We start from the raw sequence: 20,290 nt of genomic DNA, 5'->3' as shown, positions 1-20,290 counted from the left end.
AAAATCACCCCTTTGTGAGATTCAATAAATGATTGGCAGTTATTTACAGGACATTCTGATAATTTTCGCCGGTTCTGCGCTTGTAGTGTTCCTTTTCGGAAAAATAAGGATACCTTCCATTGTAGGTTTCCTTGTTACAGGCGGTCTTCTGGGCCCGAGCGGTTTTTCACTCGTACAGGACAGGGAGGTTATCGAGGTGCTTGCCGAGATCGGTGTTGCGCTCCTCCTGTTTACCGTCGGCCTTGAATTTTCCATGACCAAGATAATCCAGATGGGGAAAATGGTTTTTATCGGCGGATCAATACAGGTGCTGGTAACAATAGGTATCGTTACGGTAGGGATGTACCTTGTGTTCGGGCAGTTTGAACTGGCTGTCTTTACCGGGATGCTTGTATCCCTTTCCAGCACGGCGGTTGTGCTGAAGCTCCTCATGGATAAGGGGGAGGTACACACAAAACAGGGGGCGGATATAACAAGTCTCCTGGTGTTTCAGGATATGGCGGTAATACCGATGATGCTTATAACCCCGATGCTCGTCGGCGGGAAGGCGGACGTTTCGGAATTTATAAAAATGGGGGGTACCGGTCTTCTCCTTATTTTCGCCGTGGTAGTCGGCACCAAATGGGTGGTTCCATGGGTGTTGCATGAGACAGTAAAAACGAGAAACCGGGAACTGTTCGTCATAGTTGTATTGATACTAAGTCTCGGCACGGCGCATTTAAGCCACCTGGTTGGACTCTCTCTTGCTCTCGGGGCGTTCCTCGCCGGGATGATGATCTCCGATTCGGAATACAGCCATCAGGTTGTTGCGGATATACTTCCATTCCGCGACAGTCTTAACTCGCTCTTCTTCGTTTCCATAGGGATGCTTCTAGACCTGCATTACGCGATTGATAATATCGGTCTCGTTCTGATTTTATCCATCTGCGTTGTGCTTGTGAAATTTCCTGCCGCCGCGCTCCCTTCCGTAATATTCAAGTACCCGTTCAGGTTCGGGATTGTCACAGGCCTCTCCCTTTCCCAGATAGGGGAGTTCTCCTTCATTCTTCTGCAGTTCGGAAAAAGGATAGGTCTGGACCTCGGCGACATTTATCAGCCGTTCCTGGCGGCGGCTGTTCTAACGATGGGGAGCACCCCCTTCATGATGAAACTTGGCGAGAAGCTGAGGGATATATGGATAGATCATCGATCCAAAAGCGGCAAGAAGGATGAAGCTGACGCAAGTCCATTCGGAGTTTATGAAAAGATAAAGGGGCATGTGGTCATAATCGGGTTCGGACTGAACGGACAGAACCTGGCGCGTGTTTTAAAGGCGACCGGCATTTCATACAACATCCTAGAGATGAATCCGGCGACCGTGCGGAAATTTGCCGCTCTTGGAGAGCCAATTCACTATGGAGACGCCACCAGGGAGCGGGTGCTTTCGCATGCCGGGATAGAGACGGCAAGAGTGCTTGTAGTGGCGATCTCCGACCCGGCGATGGAGAGGAGGGTTGTTCCTCTCGCAAGGCAGATGAATCATGCGCTCCACATCGTTGCTAGGATGAAGTACGTTACGGAGATCGAGCCACTTTTGAGGCTTGGGGCCGATGAGGTGATAACGGAAGAGTTCGAAACGAGTATTGAGATACTTGCCCATGTTCTGCATGTTTTCGGCGTTACCAATGAGGTCGTTGGGCAACAGGTGGAGAGTGTCAGGAGTTCCGCCTACATGATGCTCAGGTCGGTAAAGGAAAAGCCTGAGTCTCCCGACTACACGGCCATCACTGAAAAATTCACGATCGTCACATACAGGTTGCCGTCTCAATGCGCCTCATCCGGCAAGACGCTTAAGGAGATAAGCCTGCATGAAAAATCGGGCGCGATGGTTATCGCCGTTGAAAGACAGGGAACAACCATCGCCAGCCCACAGCCCGATTTCGAGCTGAAAACGGGAGATGTCCTGCATCTGGCCGGAAATTCGCGCCAGCTGAACAAGGCAGTAGACATGATCGCCGGCAAGGAGTAGCGCTGGCTTGTACGTCAGAGGCGAAAGTTCTTTTTATTCCGCGAAAGAGTTGATGGAGCCGTAATACTTTTCGGGATCTATCGCGAAAAGGTCGGTGTGGCCGCCGCTTTCGAATGTCACCAGTCTTTTCTGCTTTTTCCCTGAGTTTTCCGGCGCCGCGCCGAATACCAGGGCCGAATGGCGGAAGGGTATCGTCCCGTCAAGCTCGCCGTGGAGTACCAGGAGCGGAACGGTAAGCTTTTTAAGCTCCCTTCCGTTATCCAGATCGGGTGATGCGAGTATCCATATAGGGAACCTGTCGGAGATATCGCGAGCGACCTCCCTGACTGAATAAAACGCCCCTTCCAATACCAACCCGCGGTTTTTACGCTGCGTGGCAAGCCTGGTAGCCGGTATCCCTCCGAGTGATTGACCGAGTATGATTATCTGCTCCGCCGGAATACCGATCTCCCCTGTGAGATGGGCGTACGCGGTGAAGGCATCTTCCAGGAAATTCGATTTGGTGGCCCGACCTTCACTTTTTCCGTATCCACGGTAATCGAAGATGAAGACGTTAAATCCATTTTTGATGTAGCCGGCAATGACAGGTATCCTGTCCGAAACGTTGCCGGCGTTGCCATGCACATAGAGGATGGTTTTTGTTCCCCCCGCGTTGAAGAACCAGCAGTGTATTTTTTCCCCTTTTTTGCCGGAAGGGACGTAGGACTCGGACGGAGCAAGCGAGAACTCCTCGGGGGAGATGGAATGTTCCCTGTCCGGGGCGAACATGTTGAAGTTTTCGAACCACCTCCCCAGGACGAAAACCGCCGCCAGCGAAGCGAACAGTATCGACAATAATTCGACAAAAATTTTCATTTCGCCACCAGTATATATTTTATTTGAAGGTAGGTATATCGGCGCGTATCCGATCGACTTGTTATAGGCTCCATGTATTTGGTACTTTAAGCTGTTATGAGCATAGAGAACAGGCTTGGGATACTCAAGAAGGTAAAACGTGTAATCGTCAAGATCGGGAGCGGGGTTCTTGCGTCCAGCGACGGAACTGGGGTAAACGTGGAGACGATGAGACGCTTGGTGAGAGACATTTGCCGCCTTGAGGAGAATGACCGGTTTCAGGTAATAGTCGTTACATCCGGCGCGGTAATGGCCGGATCTCGCGCGCTGGGGCTTTCGCAGGAGCATCTTTCGATACCGGTAAAGCAGGCGTCCTCCGCGGTCGGGCAGGTTGCCCTTATGAACATGTACGAAAAAGCATTCGCCGAACATGGGAGGAGGATCGGGCAGATACTGCTGACACACGACGATATCTCGAACAGACGACGGTTCTTGAACGCGAGGAACGCCGTTTCCGCCCTCCTGGACCTGGGAGTCATCCCTATCATTAACGAGAACGATTCTGCCGCCGTGCACGAGATAAAATTTGGAGATAACGATACCCTGTCAGCGATGATGACCTCCGTTGTCGATGCCGACCTGTTGCTTATACTTTCTGATGTTGACGGTCTGTACGATTCGGATCCGATAAAGAATAGCGGAGCTAAAAAAATCGATTCGGTCCCGGTCATAAACGACCATATAAGAAACCTCGCCGGGGAAAGCGGTACCGCCACCGGGGCGGGGGGCATGAAGGCTAAAGTAATAGCCGCGGAGAAGGCTTCGGCCTACGGCGTGCCGACATGGATAATCGGCGGGAAAGTGGAGGAGTCGATTGAGAAGGCTCTTTTCAAAGGGGAAGGGGGAACTTTCTTTTATCCGAAGGAGGAGAAGATCGCGAACCGCAAGCATTGGATAGGACACGTCCTGAAGCCGAAAGGAACGCTCACAGTGGACGCAGGGGCGCGGGAGGCGATAGTGAACAAGGGTAAATCGCTGTTGCCATCCGGCGTGGTTGGGGTGGATGGAAAATTCGAATCTGGCGAATCGGTTATTATCAAGGCGGATGGCGGCAAAGAGATCGCCCGCGGGATAGTCAATTATCACGCTTTTGAAATGAGGCAGATCATGGGTAAAAAAAGCTCCGATATCGAAGAGACTCTCGGCTACAAAACATTTGACGAAGTGGTGCACAGGAACGATCTTGTAGTGCTGGAAGAAACGGCTGCTAAGAGGAAATAGGAATGGATATACCGGTAGAGGAAACTGGAAGGAGGGCGCGAAGCGCCGCTCGCGCTCTTGCCCTGCTTGATACGGAGGAGAAGAACAGGGCGCTTGAGATCATGGCGAAGGCCATCATTGAAAGCTCATCGTTCATCCAGGGGGAGAACGGAAAGGACCTTGAAGCAGGGAGAAAGAACGGCCTGACCGACGCGATGCTCGACCGATTGCGCCTCGACGCGAAAGGGGTCGAAGGGATGGCGAAGGGAATAAGGGACATTATCGCCCTGCCGGATCCTGTCGGGAGGGTGTACGATGAAATAGTGCGCCCGAACGGTCTCAAGGTGCACAAGGTGAGGATACCTATCGGCGTTTTCGGGATAATTTACGAATCGAGGCCGAATGTCACGGCGGACGCCTCCGCGCTATGCATAAAATCGGGCAACGCTGTGATACTGCGCGGCGGGAGCGAAGCTTTCAATTCAAACCTTGCCATCGTGAAGGTTCTTTCCGATTCACTTTCAAAAGCGGGCATCACATCCGACGCGATTCAGTTCATAGCCACAACCGACAGGGAGGCCGTGCTGAGTATGCTGAAGCTAAACAGATATATTGACGTGATAATCCCGCGCGGCGGTCCCGGCCTCATCAAATTCGTTTCGGAAAATTCCACTATTCCGGTGGTGAAGCATGACGCAGGGGTCTGCTCCGTTTACGTGGATGAAGGGGCCCCTTTTGAGACAGCGCGCGACATAGTGATAAATTCAAAAACACAGAGGCCCGGCGTGTGCAACGCGGCAGAAAAGCTGATAGTCCATTCGGCCTGGAGAGCCAACCTCCCGAAGCTCCTTGATGCGCTTGCGGAGAAAGGGGTGGAGATAAGGGGCGACAGCCGGGTTTGCGAGCTTTATGCCAAGGCGAAACCGGCTACGGAAAAAGACTGGACGGAGGAGTACCTTTCGCTTGTCATTTCGGCAAAGATGGTAGATTCGATGGAGGAGGCGGTGGATCATATCGAAGAGTACGGCTCCCACCATACCGATTCGATAGTAACCCCTTCCAAAGAGAGGGGGGAGAAGTTCGTTCGAGCGGTCGATTCTTCAGCTGTAATGGTAAATGCTTCCACGCGGTTTAACGATGGAGGGGAGTTTGGCCTCGGCGCGGAGATGGGGATAAGCACCCAAAAACTTCATGTTCGCGGCCCTATGGGGCTTGAGGAACTGACTACATATAAATACGTCGCAGTCGGCGAAGGCCACGTCAGGAGATAAGTTTGAAGATAGGTCTCATCGGGGGTATGTTTGATCCCCCGCACATCGGGCATCTAAGCTGCGCGCAACAGGCTGTGCAAAGGTTTGGCCTGGAAAAGGTTTTTTTCGTCCCTTCTCTTGTTCCACCGCATAAGACGGAGATACATGCCTCCGCCGAAGAGAGATATGAAATGCTCAAGATCGCGACCAGGGGGAATCCGTTATTCGAGGTTTCAAGGACGGAGATTGACAGGAGAGGGACGGAAGCGAGCTACTCAATTGACACCATAAGAGAATTCAGGGAGAGAACCGGGGGGGACCTTTATTTCATAATCGGCACCGACGCGTTTTCTGAGATACATACATGGAGGTCAGCCGGGGAGCTTTTCCAATTATGTAATTTTATTGTCACCGGCAGGCCGGGATGGGATACTAAAACAGTGGTCGATAAAGCGGCAACAGACTTGGCGCGCTTTGGAGTCGGTATTGTAAGGGAAGAAGGCGCATATAGCGCCGATGCGGATGTGTATTTAATTGCGGAAACGGGATACAGGATATTTTTTTACTCAACTCTCCTTTTGGACGTATCGTCGACGATAATACGCGAGATCCTTTCAGCAGGGGGCTCAATAAAATATATCGTGCCGGAAGATGTTGAACAATTTATTATTGACAAAGGTATTTATATTAAGGCAGGTAAATGAGCAAACTCACAACAAGGGAAAAAGTAAAGCTGAAATTATGTTACAATGCTGTTGTAGACAAGAAGGCAATTGATGTCCGGGTGCTTGATTTGCGCGGGATATCCTCGATAGCCGATTTTTTCATGATCTGCGAGGGATCTTCGTCGCGGCAGGTGGATGCCATTTCGGATAGCGTTGAAAAGGCTTTGCGCGACAACGGAATGAAGCAGTTTCATGTGGAAGGAAAAGGGCAGGGGACATGGGTACTGATGGATTGCAAGGATATTATTATCCATGTGTTCCAGTCGGATGTGCGCAAATTTTATGCTCTGGAAAATCTTTGGGTAGACGCAGGAACGCTTGAGGCGGAAGAGATAGAATCTTGGAAGGTGAATTAATATGACAAGACAGGAATTGGAATCACTTAAAAACAGGCTTATAAACCTGCGGAACGATCTTATTGAAGGCGTTGACAAACTTAACAAACACTCCAATGATGAATTCCAGGGTGAAGTCCCTGATGTAAACGACGAAGCCACCCGCACATACAGCAGACAGGTATTGCTTTCGAAGGGGGAGGTCGACCGCCAGCAGCTGAAGCTTGTAGAAGAGGCGCTTGATCTTATCGCGCACGACGAAACTGAATACGGCATCTGCATCGACTGCGAGGAAGAGATCCCCTTTCAGCGCCTTGAGGCGGCGCCGTATGTGAAAAGATGTGTTGACTGCAAGACTATGTACGAGGAGAGGCTCAAATTAGAACTGTAATTCAGCAGAGATGATATGGCTTTTCGCCTGTTAACGCCGCTATTGCTGGCATTTTCGTTTTTCCTTTATCTGGGATACCTGAATCCTTCCAACCTTTCATTTGCATATGCTCCCGACAAAACCATAAATCTTCCGTTTGTCGTTGTGCTCCTTATCGCTTTTTTCAGCGGAGCACTCAGCTTCGCGATCTTCAATGCCTTTTTCTATATCGGGCAGTATCTGGATTTATTGTCAGAACGGTACAGCCTGTTCAGGAAAGGGAGGAGCGAAAGGAAGGTTCGCGACGCTATCGAGAAAATGGAGGGGGGCAGAAACGCCAAAGCGCTGAAATCGGTTGAAAAGGCGCTTGCGATAGATCCGGGGAATTTCGAAGCTCTCATGCTGAAAGGGAATATCCTCAGGGACGAGGGGAAGTTCAAGGATGCGGTAGAAATCCATTCGCTCGCCCTGGCTCAAAGGCCAAAGGACAAGGAGGCGATAATCCAGCTGAACAGGGATTACGCAAAGGCCCGGCGTCCCGACGCGGCATACAGGATACTGGAGCGCGCACGGGTTCTCCATCCAGACGATACAGAGATTATGGAGAATATGCGGGATCTTGCCGAAACAATGGGCGACCTGAAGCGCTCGATAGTTCTTCAAAAGGAGACCATTAAAAGATTAAAGAATAAGGAAGCCACTGCCAAAGGGCAGGAGGTTCTTGCCACCCTACATTGCAAGCATGCGCTTGAGCTTTTAAGGAAAAGGGATTCCGTGAAGGCGGAAGATGAATTGGTTATGGCAGGAAGGGTATCTCCCGGATTTCTCCCGGCGGCCGTATTGCTTGCCAACATTGCCGTCGAAAGCTCCAGGCCGGACGACGCCGAAAAGCTTTTGCGCAGGGAATTCAAGCGAACCCACTCCATTGCTCTTCTCAGGAAGCTTGAAACGGTTTTCATGAATGAGGGGATGAAGGAAAACGCAGTGGATCTTTACAGATGGGCGATGGGGAATATGGGTGAGACCCCCGCATCCAAGAGGCTCCTGATATTCCTTGCCATGGCGCAGATAAAGAGCGGCGATCATATCGGGGCCGACGGCACATTGAACAGGGCAAGCAAGGAATTTGAATCAGCCGCTATTTACAATCTCGCCCGGGGGGTTGTTGAAATCAGCCTCTTGCCGGAAACGGACAAGTCAGAAAAAGTTTATGTCGTTTATGAGCGGTTTAAAAAGGCACTTCATGCGGAGTGGGATTCCTATCTTCGCTATATTTGCGGCAGTTGCGGATGGAACGACGGGGAGTACTTTATCTACTGCCCAAAATGCCGCACCTGGAACAGCGCAGTTCCAAAGGTTGACGGGCAGGACTTTTAACCAACGGCATTCTGTAGTATCCTTTTCCGCTTTGCGTCATGGAAATATACTTACGGGTTGGATTCGTGAGATAATGTTATTCGAAAACAAATTTATGACAACAGGGTTATCTACAAATGTATCCGGTTATTAGATCGGTTTTCTCCCTCTACCTGGTCACCGGCATATTGGCAAGCGGGAACGGTCTTCTCGGCACCATTATCGGCATCCGCGCCAGTGAAGAGAATTTTTCGATTCAGGTGATAGGCCTGATAATGGGCTGTTACTTTCTTGGGTTTGTATCAGGCGTTTTCATCTGGCCCGGAATTATCCGGCGGGTCGGCTATATACGCGCCTTTGCGGTAATCGCCACCTCCGCCTCAATTGTCGCAATACTTTATATTTTGGTGCTGAATCCGTTCGCATGGGGGGTATTAAGGGTGCTGTCCGGATTCTGCGCAGTCGGGTGGCACATCATTATCGAAAGCTGGCTGAACGTTGAATCGCCCAAAAGCTACCGTGGCAAAGTGCTGAGCGTCTACACTTCAATATCGATGCTTTCGATTGCCGTCGGGCAGTTCCTGATTACATTCGGCGATATCAGCAATTTCGAGAATTTCGGCCTCGCTTCGATCTTGCTGTCCCTCTCCCTCATTCCGATTGCGATGACAACGCTTAGCGAACCGGCGCATATAAGTATTCCTAAGCCTGATATTCCCCGTATGGTTTCGTCGGTCCCGCTCGGGATAGCCGGGGCCATTGTAGCAGGCCTGATAGGTGGGGCGTTCTGGGGCATGGGGCCGGTGTTCGCATACAGCATCAAGATGCCGCCGGTGGAGGTTGCCATGTTCATGTGTGTAACCGCTATCGGAGGGGGGGTGTTCCAATGGCCTATAGGGAAGCTGTCGGACAGGTTTGACCGGAGGAAGCTGATATTTTTCATTTGTATTTTCGGCGCCTTCTTTACGGTAATGTCGTATTTCGTTTTGCATATTTGGGTAAAGGCGCTCTTCTTTCTGGCCTTTTTCTGGGGCGGCCCGGTGTTTTCCGTGTATGCGTTAAGTATCGCGCATGTGACCGATTACCTTGAGCCGCATGAGGTGCTTGGGGCGACCGGAACGATGCTCTTTGCAAACGGGTTCGGAGCCGGGATCGGTCCGGTCGTAGCGGGGATACTCATGCAGAATTTCGGCTCAAGCGCGCTATTCGCCATGATAGCTTTTCTCCTTGTTCTGCTGGGACTCTATTCGCTTTATCGCGTTACGAGGCGGCTACCGGTACCGCCGGAGAGGAGAGCGGAGTATATTCCGCTGGTGCGGACATCCCAGGTCGCGCTGGAGATGGATCCGCGCGCCAATCCCGACGGCAAGTAGAGCTCAACCTCTCAGCGTTAAAATACTCTCCCGATCTCGAAAAAGGTGTTTCCCATGAAAAGTCCGCCGGAGAGGGAGTCACCGACAATTTCGCGCAGCTTCTCCTTTGGGCCGGAGAGATATTGATGATATGCAAAGTAACTCCCGATGCGGAACCAGTAATCACCCGAGAAAATGCCTCTGTATCCAGCCGTGACCCCCGGCCCGCCGAGTGTCGCGCCCGTGTCCTGATCCATGTATTGCACCATAAACATGGGGCCGACATATAATCCTGACAGGTCAAGTTGAGACGATTTATATTTCAAGTATCGCGAGAATTCAAAATTGAACTCGAACTCTCGGACCTTTTCCGGCTGAGGGGTGGAATAGACCGTATATACGGAAAAACGGAAACCCCAGTTATTGCTCAATCCGGTTTCCAGGGAGAGCGGGGTCAGGTTCCAAACTGCCACACCTTGTTCCGGATCTTCATAAAAGCCGAATCCCTGGAACGGGACAGCTATCCCTACATACAACTCCTTGCCGAAACTATCCGCGTTGCAGGTACGCGGGAACATGGCGAAACAAAAACATATCAGAGACGTTAATAGGATTCTTTCAAAAATCATAAGAATATCCCCCTTTTTTGTATGTGATTAATTATGCTTTTGAGAATATCTGTTTTGCAACAGAATTTTATCATTATGCCTGGGCACGTTTTGGGTCGATACGGTTTGAGCATGGAGGAGAGGGAGGGGGAGATGGTTCAATAATACGAGGCGCGGATGGTTTGTGAGGTATTAGCTATCCGGCAGAATTTATAAAGGCAAGGTAATCATCCATCCCATCTTTTTCGATCACCTTTCCAAGCCTTATCGATTTCCTGTCCTTCTGTTTCATGTATTCGATTGTACGCTCAATGACTTTCAGCACAGATTTTTCATCAGGGTATGTGCCGATGCTTTGAGCGATGGTCGGATTCATCCCTCCCGAGCCGCCGACCATTATCTCGTATCCCCTCGGATTGCCCCGTATTCCGATATCCTTTGTCCCCGGCTCACTGCACGACCTCTGGCACCCGGCTATGCCGATTACCACCTTTACAGGTAGATGAATACCTTTGAACTTCTCGTCTATCTTTTTTGCAAGGGAGAGTACCGGCTGGCGGAACCTTTGGCAAAATGTTTCGGCTGAGCAAGTCTTTACCGGTCGTACCGCGGATGCCTTGAAGTCGTTTGCGTCCCACCTTATCCTCTCCTTGATACCGGCGGGGAGATGGTTCCCTTCCCATACGAATATCAGTTCGCCCCCGAGCTTTACATTTTTGGCTCCCTCCTTTTTCAGCGTCTCTGCCATCTCCAGTAAATCGTCGATGGAGACAACACCGTTAGGGATGTAAGGCGCGAGATTCGCCTTTCGCTCAGGGTGATCGAGGTATTCGGTCTTTCCAGGTTCCTTCTTATTCATCTGTCAAAGATAAACCAGAGTGCGGTCAAATGAAATGACATTAGTCATGAGGATTTTAAGTCGGTTTTCAGCCGCAGATAAGGAAGGAAGAATGACCCACCACGCCCTCAAGCGGCTGTTCGCTCTGTTCGCCTGAAGAAAGATTTTTAAGAATACAGATCCCCTTGGATATCTCGTCTTCTCCAATGATCATGGCGAATTTTGCCCCCATTTTATTTGCCCTGCTCATCTGGTTTTTCATGCCGGAATCCCTGTATGGGAAATCGACGATAAGGCCCGACTTGCGCAGTTCGCCGGCAAGCCTGAAGCCTTCCTTCCTTGCGGGGTCGCCAAGGAGTATCAACGAAATGTCGGGGGGAGCTTCCTTCGTTTCGATACCGTCACCGGCGGACTCCAGAAGACGTTCGATACCGATAGCAAATCCGATGGCGGGTATGTCCGGCCCGCCGGAATCCTTTACAAGCGAATCGTATCTCCCGCCGCCTGCCACGGAGTTCTGCGCACCAAGCCCCTTGCCGATAACTTCAAAAACCGTCCTGTTGTAGTAATCGAGACCCCGCACCATTTTGGGACGGAGTTCGTAATTGATGTTTAGAACCGCGAGATGTTCCTTCACTCCGTCGAAATGTTCCACGCATGCCGGGCAGAGATGTTCGTTTATAGTCGGGGCGGATTCCACAATTTTTCCGCACCCTTCGTTCTTGCAGTCAAGGACGCGTAGTGGATTCCCCTCGTACCTTTCCTGGCAGAGTTCGCAGAGCGATCCCTTCCTCTCTTTGAGGAAAGCTACAAGCGCGCTCTTGAATTTGGGCCTGCAGTCGCTACATCCAAGTGAGTTCAGGAGGAGCGTCTGGTCCGTTATCCCGACCGATTCGATTATCAGAGTAAGCATCTGGATGATCATTGCGTCGGAGTATGGCTCGTCCGGGCCGAACAGCTCCGCGCCGACCTGGAAGAACTGGCGGAACCGTCCCGCCTGCGGCCTCTCCCTTCTGAACATCGGGCCGAAGTAGAAAAGCGGGGTAACCGTCCCTTTCGGGTGGTACATCGAATGTTCTATGTATGCGCGGACTGCGGAAGCGGTCCCTTCTGGGCGTAGGGTAAGCGAATCACCTCCGCGATCCTCAAAAGTGTACATCTCCTTTTGCACGATGTCGGTCGTTTCGCCGACGCTCTTTATGAATACCTCGCTCTTCTCAAAGATTGGGAGAACTATCTCGCGGAACCCGAACCGGGCGAAGATCTCTCGCATCCGCCTTTCGGCCTCTCTCCATTTTCCAATTGAATCGGGGAGGATATCCTTCACCCCTTTAACCGCTTTTATAGCCATAGGAGTGGTATTAAACCAGATAGTGGAGGATAGTTAAAGTGCGGTATCAGGGCTTGCCGGACTATCTGACTTTCGCGGTTTTTGTATCGAGTTTGGAGAGTTCCTTTTCGGTATTCTTTATTGAGGCGATGACTTTCGCGAACTCCGGATCCCATGTTTCGGTGCTGTCTTCCGATTTTCTTTCCATTTCAAAATAATTGTGCGCCATCTGGAGCATGGTCAGCACGGTGAGATTGAGGTAATCGGTGGAGCCTGCCCCCTTTTCTACGCTTTTCATCATCTCGTCGCAATATGTTGCGAGTTTCCTGGTGTACTCCTCGTCCTTGAAACTGTTTATCTTGTAGTCCCGGCCATGTATCTTGATCGTTATTTCGGCCATGTCACTCCTCGTAGAACTGTTCAAGTTTAGAAGCCATTTTCTCGACTTTGGTTTTTATTATCTTTCTTTCGTTTTTCAGTTTTTCAAGCTGGTTGGTGAGGTCGAGCACGTTACCGTTGCCGTTCCCGCCCGTCTCCGACATTTTTTTGATCTTCCCTTCGGCGACAAGTAGAAGCCTTTCAAGCCGTCCGTTCTCTTTTTTCGATTCAAGAAGTTCCTTGCAGAGCCAGTCGACTTTCTTTTTCAGCTCATCGAATTTTTTGGATTTCATCATTTATCCCCTAAGTTCGGCGTTATGCTTCTCTTTAAGTCTTTCCATGATCTCCTGCACTATTTTATCCCCAGCTTCATCCGTAAGTGTAGCCGATTCGTCGACGAAAAGGAGGCGAAAGGCGAGTGATTTTTTCCCTTCCTCTACCTGCTTGCCTCTATACAGGTCAAAGAGCCTGCAGGACTTGATCCTGTCACTGTCCGTTTCGAGGATAGTCCCCACTATACCGCCGACCTCTTCTTTCTCATCTACAACCAGCGCGATGTCCCGCTTTATGCCGGGGAACCTTGCAAGGTTTCTGGTCTTAGTTTCCTTTACAGGCAATTCTAGCAGACCATTGACAGAAAATTCAAAACAGCAGATATCAAGATCGATCTCAAACGGTTCACTGGAGAGGGTGTGCACCTGCCCCATGAACCCTATCGTTTTTCCCGCGAAGATGATATCGAGCTGCCTGTGATCGTACAGCCAGCCTCTCGGTTTTGATGGTCTTTTAAAAACCGGACGTTCTCCCCTGGAGGTTCCTATGACATTCTCTATTATCCCCTTGAGCCTGAAGAAATCCCGCGGAACATTTGTGCCGAATATCTCTTCGGTACCGGCAGAGCCCGCTGTCATTACGCCGGAGCAGAGGAACTCCTCCGATACGGCGCCCTTATCCCCAGGATGAAAAACTGCGCCGGTTTCATATATGGATACGTTCTCCTCTCCATGCCGGATATTGAAAGCGGCGCGGTTCATAAGGCCGGGAAGAAGCGATGTTCGCAGTTCGGCCCAGTCGGCGTTAATCGGATTTTTCAGCAGGATAGGTTCCCGTTTTCCGGGGTCATCCGCGCCGAAAAAGCTCTTTCTCCACTCGCTGTTTATAAAGGAGTAGTTTATCGTCTCGTGAAGACCGGAGGCCGAGAGGAGCCTGTTGAGTTCCCTTCGGTCGCGGTATCCGCTGTGTCCGTCCGCGTCATGCTGTGAGAGGCGGGGCGAGGTAGCTTTTATATTGTCGTACCCGTAGAGCCGGGCGACCTCCTCGATAAAATCAGCCTCCTCCGAAATGTCGTGGCGGAAGGGTGGTATTTTCACCGTGAATTCACTCCCCTTCGATTCGAAATCGAAAGCGAGCCTTTTGAAGAGGCTGGATATCTCGCTCTCCTTCAGCGCTACGCCGAGGATGGAGTTTATCCTCTCGGTCCGCACACGCACCGATCTCGGCTCGTTCTTTACGGCACAGATATCGGTATATCCCGATGCTTTTCCTCCTCCGAGTTCGCATATCATTGCCGTGGCGCGCGCGTTGGCAAATGGGACGGAATCGGGATTTACGCCTCTCTCAAACCGGTAGGAGGAATCGGTGGAGAGACCAAGCCGCCTTGACGTTACCCTTGTTGAGACCGGGTTGAAGAACGCCGCTTCAAGGATCACATCGCTTGTGTCTCCCTTTATCTCGGAGTTGAGCCCACCCATGATCCCCGCCAGGGCGATCCCTCTTTCGGCGTCGGCTATCAGGAGGTCTTTGCCGTTCAGGGTATGTTTTCTCCCGTCGAGTGTCTCGAATTTTTCCCCTTCGTTTGCGTTCCTCACGATGATGGAGCCTTTGGCGATATCGCGTCTGTCGAAGGCGTGGAGCGGGTGCCCCGTCTCCATCATTATGTAGTTCGTAGCGTCAACTATGTTGTTTATCGGCCTGATGCCGACGGCATTCAGCCGCCTCCTTATCCTGAGAGGGGAGGGGGCTACCTTCACGCCGTTTATTCCGCTTGCGGTATAGCGGGGGGAGTTAGCTTCGTTTTTTATCTCGACCTTCAAGCCCTCGACCGGTTTTCCCTTCGGAAGTTCGTCGAGAGGGATCTTTATTTTGTTTCCCGTAAGGGCGGCTATCTCCCTTGCTACCCCGAGAAGGCTGAGGCAGTCGCCTCTATCGGGGGTAAGGTCTATCTCAAGTATGGCATCCTCTACTTCAAGGAACTCGTTTATTGGGGTTCCCGGTTTCGGAGCCCCTTCCAGCACGAGTATGCCGTCGGATTCATCCGAAAGGGCGAGTTCCCGTTCACTGCATATCATCCCTTCGGAGAGCACTCCGCGAAGTTTTCTTTTCTCTATTTTGAGGCCGTCGGGGAGTACCGCCCCCACCAGGGCGACAGCTACGCTCTGCCCCTCGGCGACATTTGGCGCGCCACATACGATAGAGAGTTTTCTTCCGTCTCCCGCGTCGACTTCCGTCGCGCTAAGTTTATCCGCGTCCGGGTGCGGTTTGCGCGAGAGCACTTTTCCGACGACGATGTTGGCGAACTTTCCCCGCCTGTCGTCGATAACCCTAGTTTCAAGTCCAAGCGAGGTGAGGGCGTCCGCAAGCTCCTGGGGAGCGAGGTTATGGTCTATCCAGTCTTTAAGCCAGAGATAACTTGTAAGCATCTTTTTCTACCTGAACTGCCGCAAAAATCTGATGTCGTTATCAAAGAGGAGCCTTATATCGGCGATGCCGTGTTTCAGCATTGCTACGCGCTCAAGCCCCATTCCAAAGGCGAATCCCGGCCACTTTTCCGGGTCGATCTTCGCCATGCGAAGAACGTTTGGGTGTATCATCCCGCACCCGAGGATCTCCAGCCACCCTGTTTGCTTGCAGACGCGGCATCCTTTCCCCCCGCATATCACGCATGAAACGTCCATCTCGGCTGACGGCTCCGTGAACGGGAAAAACGAGGGGCGGAACCTGGTTTTGGTATCGGGACCGTACAGGCGGTGTATGAATGTGTTCAGCGTCCCCTTGAGGTCGCCGAAGGTTATGTTTTCGTCAATGGCGAACCCTTCGATCTGGTGGAACATCGGTGAATGGGTTACATCCGCGTCGCATCTGTAAACCTTACCCGGCGCGATAACGGCCAGGGGGGGCGGGTATTTTTCCATCGACCTTATCTGCACGGGGGATGTGTGTGTGCGGAGGAGGAGGTCATAACCTTCAACGTGAAAGGTATCCTGCATGTCGCGCGCGGGGTGTTCCGGCGGGAAGTTAAGCGCCTCAAAGTTGTAGTAGTCGCTTTCAAGCTCCGGCCCCTCTTCCACCTGGAATCCGAGACTCACGAAGATATCGATAATTTCCTCCATCACGGCGCTTATCGGATGCCTGGTGCCGAAAGGGACTTCCACTCCTGGGAGGGTTACATCGAAGAATTCTGATTTGATCTCCCGCTGGATCTTTTCCTGTTTGATCCTCTGGGCGTTTTTCGAAATAAAGGTTTCGAGGTGGTTGCGAATGTCGCTTAGGAGTTTGCCCGCTTCGGGCTTCTCGCTGTTGGAGAGATCCCTCATTTTCTGGGAGAGGAGAGTAACCTCCCCCTTTTTGCCGAGATATTTTACGCGAAGGTCGTTAAGCTCTTTTTCGTCAGCGGGTTTGTCGAGGGTGTCGAGCTTCACCCTGAGCTGTTTTAGTTCCGGGATCACTACTGCTGTCCGGTGTAGGTTCGGAAAATCAAACCATGAACCGGCTTAGGCAGCCTGCTTAAGACTTTCCTTGGCCTTGGCAACGAGCTCATTGAATACCGCTTCCTCGTGAACGGCTAGGTCGGCAAGCATCTTCCTGTCCAACTCTACGCCCGCTTTTTTAAGGCCATAAATAAATTGGCTGTAGGAAAGGCCTTGCTGTCTTACGGCGGCGTTTATCCTGACGATCCAAAGTTTGCGGAAATCCCTCTTCTTTACACGCCTGTCGCGGAAAGCGTACTTAAGCGCCCTGGTGACGGTTTCGTGGGCCTTCCTGTATGAGGCTCGTCTTGCGCTGTAGTATCCCCTGGCAAGCTTTAATATCTTTTTTCTTCTGCGGCGCGTTGCCGGTCCGTTGGTAGCTCTTGGCATTTTCCCTAATCCTTATAAATACGGAATCAAACGTTTTACGCGGGCTTGGTCAACAGCCGCGACAATAGCACCCTGGCGCAGATTCCTTTTCGCCTTAGTCGCCTTGTTCGTAAGTATATGTCGCAGGTAGGCCTTTTTCCTTTTTACTTTGCCGGAACCTGTAAGAGAAAACCTCTTCGCGGCCCCTCTGCTTGTCTTTAATTTTGGCACACTATTCTCCTTTATCCTCTTCCTGTGGCATAGTTACTAACTCATCATCCGAATCAGCTTCGCTTCCTGTTTCGGACTTTACCTTCTTTGCTGGCGCTACGGAAGTCTTTTTTGGTTCGAGCACGATGTTCATGACTCTCCCCTCCATTTTCGCTTCCTGCGTGAGCACCGAAAACTCCTTTGTATCCTCAATGAACTTGTCGAGCATTACCTTGCCAAGTTCCTTATGCGTAATCTGTCGCCCGCGAAAGAACACCGTAACCTTTACCTTGCTTCCGTCTTCCTTTATGAAGCGGGTAATATGCTTCAGCTTAAACTGATAATCGTGCTCGCTCGTTCTCGGCGTTATCTTTATCTCTTTCAGTTTGACGGTTTTCTGGTTCTTCTTCGCCTCGTGCGCCTTTTTATTCTTACGGTACTTGAATTTACCGTAATCCATCATTCGGCATACGGGAGGTTTTTCAGAAGCTCCCACTTCCACCAAATCAAGACCTCGTTCGTTGGCGAGCTCAACAGCCTCGACGACATTCATTTCGCCAATCTGCGCGCCCGTCTCGTCGATAACCTTTACTGAGGCCGCCTTAATTTTATAGTTTACCCTTAAGCCGGCGTCTTTCCGGGGGTCTCTTTCAAAATCCCTAGAGATATTTGCTCCTGTTATTAAGTTTATGTTTAATCATCAATTCAATATTCAATCGCAGAATTATAAATGCTTTCGTGCAAATTATCCACTTTTTTAAACGAAAGACTTTAAATCATTTTCAATCTGCCATTTTGGCAAAAAGAGTGAAATCCATGTTCTGTGCAACCGAGAAACAGGGATTCCAACACATTATCGCCTCGGAAAATGGTGGGCACGAGTGGTTTCGAACCACTGACTTCTTGCGTGTCGAGCAAGCGCTCTACCCCTGAGCTACGCGCCCACTCCGGAAACTTCCGTTAATTATAGAGAGACTCATTCATTAAAATCAAGCGGGATTAACTGTCGGCTTGACCGTCCCCTGATCTATCGTTGGGGTCTTTGCTTTTTTTTTCATCTTGGCGCTTGCCTTGCTCTTTTCCCTTTCGGTCCGGGAATATGTGCACCCGCAGTAGTCCTGCCTGATGAAGCCGTATTTTTTACTCAATTCCGATGAGATCTTAAAGCCGTCATCCTTTTTGAAATCTGCTTCGTAAAACGCGATATCGTATCCGAACAGAACAAGCTCAAGGGCGGCATGTTTGCCCGCCTCATTTATCATGACCGAGTCCTTGTGTGGCGAAGTGGTAAGGGCCGATCCAAAGCGGTGTATGCCGAGTTCACCCGCTTTTCTGGCGGTGTATTCGAGCCTGTCGAGTATGCAAAGTCGGCATCTGGCCCCCCTTTCAGGCTCATTTTCAAGGCCTTTGGTCATGTTGAACCACGCTTCGCTTCGGTACTCCCCCAAATGAAGCGGCAGATCTTCCAGTCGGGCGAGCTTTTCCACCTCTTCGAGACGCATTTGGTATTCAGATTCGGGGTGTATGTTGGGATTGTAAAAGTAGAGGTGCAGGTCAAACTCTTCTTTCAGTTTCAATATTGGATGCGGGGAGCATGGAGCACAGCAGAGGTGCAGAAGAAACTTGTCCCTATGCCTGTTTTCACTTTTAGATTCAATCATTTCTTCATTGTTATCCATATTTTATCTCTTCTTTTTAGAATAGCATATGTAACGGAAATGCGAAAATGTTACAAATACCGGTTTTTTGCGGGGACGAATAGATCTCTTCGCTTGCAACAGGCCTTTTATTCAAGGATTTTTCTTTAAAATATTTGGTTCTAATAATAAAAAGTAACCAGTGAAATGATGCGGTTTATACTCTACGGGTAGCTTTTAACAATCTAGGGGTAGTCTATTAAAGAAAATGGCGAAAAAGGCAAGATCCCAGTATGTCTGCCAGGAGTGTGGCTCCAGCCAGCCGAAATGGATAGGGCGCTGTCCCGACTGCAATAGCTGGAACACCTTTCAGGAGGAGGCGGTAAAACCGGTCGTCAAGCGGGGGGCGTTCTCCCTCGGTTCATCTCCGTCCGCTCCCGTTCCCCTTTCTGACCTTCCGGCGGAATCCGCAGGGAGAAAAAAGAGCGGAATCGTGGAACTCGACCGTGTTTTGGGCGGGGGTGTTGTGGACGGTTCTCTGGTTCTTATCGGAGGCGACCCCGGTATAGGAAAATCTACGCTGGTTCTTCAGCTTTGCGGAAAGCTCGCCGCAAACAGCAAGGTGCTATACGTCACCGGCGAGGAATCTCCGCAACAGGTAAAGATAAGAGCTGACCGATTAGGCATAGACTCAGCCTCCATATATGTTTTTCCGGAAACAAATGTCGAGATTATTACCGCCAGAATAGAGGAGTTGATGCCGTCGTTTGTGGTTGTCGATTCGGTACAGACGGTTTTTACGGAACAGCTCTCAGCGGCCCCCGGAAGCGTGGGGCAGTTGAGAGAGGCGACTTCATGTTTTATGAGGACGGCAAAAACGCTTAATGTTCCGCTGTTCCTTGTCGGCCATGTCACGAAGGATGGCGCGATTGCCGGGCCGAGGGTTCTGGAGCATATGGTCGACACGGTTCTCTATTTTGAAGGGGACAAGGATCACTCGTTCCGTATCCTCAGGTCGGTGAAAAACCGCTTTGGTTCCACCCAGGAGATAGGGGTATTCGAGATGAGGGGGTCGGGGCTGGTGGAGGTGGAAAACCCGTCGGAGCTTTTTATCAATTCATCTGAAAAGCCCTCCAGCGGGTCGGTAATTACATGCACCCTCTCCGGTACGCGACCGATACTCGTGGAACTCCAGTCGCTGGTAACCCCAACGAGTTTCGGTAACCCCAGGCGGACAGCGGTTGGATTCGATTACAACCGGCTCGTTCTTCTGGCGGCGATCCTCCAGAAGCGCGCCGGTTTGATGCTGGACGTTGAGGATATTTATGTTTCGGCGGCAGGTGGAGTGCGTATAGAAGATCCTGGAAGCGACCTCGCAGTCTCCGCGGCGATTGCGGGGAGTTTCAGGAATATCAGCGTTGCAAAGGGGACGGTCTTCATCGGTGAAGTAGGGCTCGGAGGCGAGGTGAGGCCGGTATCTTCCCTTGAGGTTAGGCTCAAGGAGGCGCAGAGGATGGGGATGAAGAGGGCCGTTGTTCCAGCGGTCGGCGCGGAAAAACTTGCCGATAATGGCAAACTGAAAATTGTCGGCATCAAGCATGTCGATTCCCTTCTGGAAAACATTTTTTAGCCCCAAATTTGACAGAATGTACAATTTGCTTTCTAATATGTTGTACCCTGATTT

General features: G+C 50.9%; 20 protein-coding genes, 1 tRNA gene and 1 pseudogene. 9 read left to right on the top strand and 13 right to left on the bottom strand.

The genetic code is table 11. The annotated features are described in order from the left end of the window. Nucleotides 1–28: 28 nt before the first annotated feature. A complete protein-coding gene (locus tag OEY64_07785) occupies nt 29–2,008 on the top strand; it encodes a cation:proton antiporter (GenBank protein MDH5542848.1) in 1,980 nt (659 codons plus the stop codon). 33 nt (nt 2,009–2,041) lie between these two features. On the opposite strand, the gene OEY64_07780 is transcribed toward OEY64_07785, so the two are convergent. Further along, nucleotides 2,042–2,863 carry an alpha/beta hydrolase gene (locus tag OEY64_07780; protein MDH5542847.1) on the bottom strand — a complete coding sequence of 274 codons (822 nt, stop codon included), beginning with the start codon at nt 2,861–2,863 and terminating at the stop codon, nt 2,042–2,044. Nucleotides 2,864–2,959: 96 nt separating this feature from the next. On the opposite strand from OEY64_07780, the gene proB reads away from it, so the two are divergent. The 7 genes from proB (at nt 2,960) to OEY64_07745 (ending at nt 9,511) form a co-directional block, all read left to right on the top strand. Further along, entirely contained in the window at nt 2,960–4,123 is a 1,164-nt protein-coding gene (gene proB / locus OEY64_07775; protein MDH5542846.1) for a glutamate 5-kinase, read from the top strand. Between the two features lie 2 nt (nt 4,124–4,125). After that, nucleotides 4,126–5,373 (top strand): glutamate-5-semialdehyde dehydrogenase, encoded by a 1,248-nt coding sequence (locus OEY64_07770; GenBank protein MDH5542845.1) that lies wholly within the window; start codon nt 4,126–4,128, stop codon nt 5,371–5,373. A gap of 2 nt (nt 5,374–5,375) precedes the next feature. Further along, a complete protein-coding gene (nadD, locus tag OEY64_07765; protein MDH5542844.1) occupies nt 5,376–6,056 on the top strand; it encodes a nicotinate-nucleotide adenylyltransferase in 681 nt (226 codons plus the stop codon). Then, nucleotides 6,053–6,433, top strand: coding sequence for a ribosome silencing factor (gene rsfS / locus OEY64_07760; GenBank protein ID MDH5542843.1), 381 nt, complete (start codon nt 6,053–6,055; stop codon nt 6,431–6,433). The genes nadD and rsfS overlap by 4 nt, the downstream gene beginning before the upstream one ends. Nucleotide 6,434: 1 nt before the next feature. After that, complete coding sequence (locus OEY64_07755; protein MDH5542842.1) at nt 6,435–6,803, top strand: TraR/DksA family transcriptional regulator; 369 nt, start codon at nt 6,435–6,437, stop codon at nt 6,801–6,803. 15 nt (nt 6,804–6,818) lie between these two features. Beyond that, nucleotides 6,819–8,159 (top strand): tetratricopeptide repeat protein, encoded by a 1,341-nt coding sequence (locus tag OEY64_07750; protein ID MDH5542841.1) that lies wholly within the window; start codon nt 6,819–6,821, stop codon nt 8,157–8,159. 116 nt (nt 8,160–8,275) lie between these two features. Then, entirely contained in the window at nt 8,276–9,511 is a 1,236-nt protein-coding gene (locus tag OEY64_07745; GenBank protein MDH5542840.1) for an MFS transporter, read from the top strand. Nucleotides 9,512–9,528: 17 nt separating this feature from the next. Here the strand turns inward: OEY64_07745 and OEY64_07740 are convergent, their stop codons facing one another. From OEY64_07740 to OEY64_07685, 12 genes and pseudogenes are all read right to left on the bottom strand, one after another. Next, the gene (locus OEY64_07740; GenBank protein ID MDH5542839.1) at nt 9,529–10,068 is read right to left on the bottom strand and encodes a hypothetical protein; all 540 of its coding nucleotides are present in this window, start codon (nt 10,066–10,068) and stop codon (nt 9,529–9,531) included. 226 nt (nt 10,069–10,294) lie between these two features. After that, entirely contained in the window at nt 10,295–10,957 is a 663-nt protein-coding gene (locus OEY64_07735; protein MDH5542838.1) for a hypothetical protein, read from the bottom strand. 67 nt (nt 10,958–11,024) lie between these two features. Then, on the bottom strand, nt 11,025–12,287 hold the full coding sequence (hisS, locus tag OEY64_07730; protein ID MDH5542837.1) for a histidine--tRNA ligase: 1,263 nt from the start codon (nt 12,285–12,287) through the stop codon (nt 11,025–11,027). A 61-nt stretch (nt 12,288–12,348) separates the two neighbouring features. After that, on the bottom strand, nt 12,349–12,666 hold the full coding sequence (locus OEY64_07725; protein ID MDH5542836.1) for a cell division protein ZapA: 318 nt from the start codon (nt 12,664–12,666) through the stop codon (nt 12,349–12,351). 1 nt (nt 12,667) lies between these two features. Beyond that, a complete protein-coding gene (locus tag OEY64_07720) occupies nt 12,668–12,940 on the bottom strand; it encodes a hypothetical protein (GenBank protein ID MDH5542835.1) in 273 nt (90 codons plus the stop codon). Beyond that, complete coding sequence (gene pheT, locus OEY64_07715) at nt 12,941–15,343, bottom strand: phenylalanine--tRNA ligase subunit beta (GenBank protein MDH5542834.1); 2,403 nt, start codon at nt 15,341–15,343, stop codon at nt 12,941–12,943. A 6-nt stretch (nt 15,344–15,349) separates the two neighbouring features. Continuing rightward, nucleotides 15,350–16,342 carry a phenylalanine--tRNA ligase subunit alpha gene (gene pheS, locus OEY64_07710; GenBank protein ID MDH5542833.1) on the bottom strand — a complete coding sequence of 331 codons (993 nt, stop codon included), beginning with the start codon at nt 16,340–16,342 and terminating at the stop codon, nt 15,350–15,352. Nucleotides 16,343–16,414: 72 nt separating this feature from the next. After that, nucleotides 16,415–16,780 (bottom strand): 50S ribosomal protein L20, encoded by a 366-nt coding sequence (rplT, locus tag OEY64_07705; GenBank protein ID MDH5542832.1) that lies wholly within the window; start codon nt 16,778–16,780, stop codon nt 16,415–16,417. Between the two features lie 12 nt (nt 16,781–16,792). Next, a complete protein-coding gene (gene rpmI / locus OEY64_07700; protein MDH5542831.1) occupies nt 16,793–16,990 on the bottom strand; it encodes a 50S ribosomal protein L35 in 198 nt (65 codons plus the stop codon). Nucleotides 16,991–17,096: 106 nt separating this feature from the next. Beyond that, nucleotides 17,097–17,636, bottom strand: a pseudogene (gene infC, locus OEY64_07695) (translation initiation factor IF-3). Between the two features lie 202 nt (nt 17,637–17,838). Beyond that, a tRNA-Val gene (locus OEY64_07690) sits at nt 17,839–17,913 on the bottom strand. Between the two features lie 45 nt (nt 17,914–17,958). After that, the gene (locus OEY64_07685; GenBank protein ID MDH5542830.1) at nt 17,959–18,648 is read right to left on the bottom strand and encodes an epoxyqueuosine reductase QueH; all 690 of its coding nucleotides are present in this window, start codon (nt 18,646–18,648) and stop codon (nt 17,959–17,961) included. A gap of 226 nt (nt 18,649–18,874) precedes the next feature. Between OEY64_07685 and radA the strand changes: the two genes are divergently transcribed. Then, a complete protein-coding gene (gene radA, locus OEY64_07680) occupies nt 18,875–20,236 on the top strand; it encodes a DNA repair protein RadA (GenBank protein MDH5542829.1) in 1,362 nt (453 codons plus the stop codon). Nucleotides 20,237–20,290: the final 54 nt, after the last annotated feature.

Source organism: Nitrospinota bacterium (genome assembly GCA_029881495.1).
Taxonomy (GTDB): Bacteria; Nitrospinota_A; UBA7883; order JACRGQ01; family JACRGQ01; genus JAOUMJ01.
The sequence above is the reverse complement of the archived record's forward strand: the minus strand, read 5'-3'. Positions and strand labels throughout refer to the sequence as shown.